The following is a 2,500-nucleotide window of genomic DNA, read 5'->3' on the forward strand; positions in this document are numbered from 1 at the left end:
ACATACTGGCGTATGCGCTTCACCGGCTCCCACCTATCCTACACAAGCTAACTCAGATACCAATGTCAAGCTATAGTAAAGGTCCCGGGGTCTTTCCGTCCTGCCGCGCGTAACGAGCATCTTTACTCGTACTGCAATTTCGCCGGGCCTGTGGTTGAGACAGTGGGGAAGTCGTTACGCCATTCGTGCAGGTCGGAACTTACCCGACAAGGAATTTCGCTACCTTAGGATGGTTATAGTTACCACCGCCGTTTACTGGCGCTTAAGTTCTCCGCTTCGCCCCGAAGAGCTAACAGGTCCCCTTAACGTTCCAGCACCGGGCAGGCGTCAGTCCATATACATCGAATTACTTCTTCGCATGGACCTGTGTTTTTAGTAAACAGTCGCTTCCCCCTGCTCTCTGCGGCCATACAACGCTCCACCCGCGCGGGGCTTCACGTCTCCGGCCCCCCTTCTCCCTAAGTTACGGGGGCAATTTGCCGAGTTCCTTAACCACAGTTCGCCCGATCGCCTCGGTATTCTCTACCTGACCACCTGTGTCGGTTTGGGGTACGGGCCGCTCAGAACTCGCTAGAGGCTTTTCTCGGCAGCATAGGATCACTGACTTCACCTGAATCGGCTCGGCATCACGTCTCAGCCTCATGTGCTGCGGATTTGCCTACAGCACGGCCTACACGCTTACCCCGGCACAACCACCGGCCGGGCTCAGCTACCTTCCTGCGTCACCCCATCGCTTGACTACTACCCGCCAGGTTCCCACGCTCCCCAACATCAGTCCGAAGACATCAGCCGGCTCGGGTGGTTAGCACAACGAGGTTCATCAGGGACGCTCTTTCGCGGGTACGGGAATATCAACCCGTTGTCCATCGACTACGCCTCTCGGCCTCGCCTTAGGTCCCGACTCACCCAGGGCGGATTAACCTGGCCCTGGAACCCTTGGTCATCCGGCGGAAGGGTTTCTCACCCTTCTTTCGCTACTCATGCCTGCATTCTCACTCGTGCCGCGTCCACAACTGGGTCACCCCGCTGCTTCACCCCCGGCACGACGCTCCCCTACCCATCCACACACCTGCACCGACACCCGAAGGCGCCAGCGGGGTTAAAATGTGAATGCCACAGCTTCGGCGGTGTGCTTGAGCCCCGCTACATTGTCGGCGCGGAACCACTTGACCAGTGAGCTATTACGCACTCTTTAAAGGGTGGCTGCTTCTAAGCCAACCTCCTGGTTGTCTATGCGATCCCACATCCTTTTCCACTTAGCACACGCTTAGGGGCCTTAGCTGGTGATCTGGGCTGTTTCCCTCTCGACTACGAAGCTTATCCCCCGCAGTCTCACTGCCGCGCTCTCACTTACCGGCATTCGGAGTTTGGCTGATTTCGGTAAGCTTGTGGGCCCCCTAGACCATCCAGTGCTCTACCTCCGGCAAGAAACACGCGACGCTGCACCTAAATGCATTTCGGGGAGAACCAGCTATCACGGAGTTTGATTGGCCTTTCACCCCTAACCACAGGTCATCCCCCAACTTTTCAACGTTGGTGGGTTCGGCCCTCCACGCGGTCTTACCCACGCTTCAGCCTGCCCATGGCTAGATCACTCCGCTTCGGGTCTAGAACATGCGACTCAAACGCCCTCTTCAGACTCGCTTTCGCTACGGCTCCCCCACACGGGTTAACCTCGCCACATGCCACTAACTCGCAGGCTCATTCTTCAAAAGGCACGCCGTCACCCCTCAAGGCTCCGACGGATTGTAGGCGAACGGTTTCAGGTACTATTTCACTCCCCTCCCGGGGTACTTTTCACCATTCCCTCACGGTACTCGTCCGCTATCGGTCACCAGGAAGTATTTAGGCTTACCAGGTGGTCCTGGCAGATTCACGGCAGATTTCAGGAGTCCGCCGCTACTCGGGAACACCCACAGAAGACCAGCTGCTTTCACCTACCGGACTATCACCGTCTACGGTCGGCCTTTCCAGACCATTCAGCTAACAACTGGTTTTATAACTCCTCGAACACGTGTCAGCATGTTCAGCAGGGTCCCACAACCCCGACCACGCAACCCCTGACAGGTATCACACGCAACCGGTTTAGCCTCGATCCGCTTTCGCTCGCCACTACTCACGGAATCACTAAATTGTTTTCTCTTCCTACGGGTACTGAGATGTTTCACTTCCCCGCGTTCCCTCCATACACCCTATGAGTTCAGGTGCAGGTGACATCACATGACTGATGCCGGGTTACCCCATTCGGACACCCTGGGATCACAGCTTGGTTGACAGCTCCCCCAGGCCTATCGCGGCCTCCCACGTCCTTCATCGGCTCCTGGTGCCAAGGCATCCACCGTTCGCCCTTGACAACTTGACCACAAAGATGCTCGCGTCCACTGTGCAATTCTCAACAAACAACCAACCCACAACCCCAAGCCCCACACCAAACCCGACCACCGCCGGCGGTATGTGAGACCAGGCCATGCCTGGCAACCAAAACCCCACCCCAATCACG

1 rRNA gene (cut by a window edge) is annotated in these 2,500 nt (G+C 57.0%); it reads right to left on the minus strand.

Going from position 1 to position 2,500, the window contains the following annotated elements:
* Positions 1–2,362: ribosomal RNA gene (locus ACGFIK_RS26520) — 23S ribosomal RNA — on the minus strand (it extends 946 nt beyond the left edge of the window).
* Positions 2,363–2,500 lie beyond the last annotated feature (138 nt).

It is taken from the genome of Micromonospora sp. NPDC048871, assembly GCF_043198155.1.
In the GTDB taxonomy this organism is placed as follows: Bacteria; Actinomycetota; Actinomycetes; order Mycobacteriales; family Micromonosporaceae; genus Micromonospora.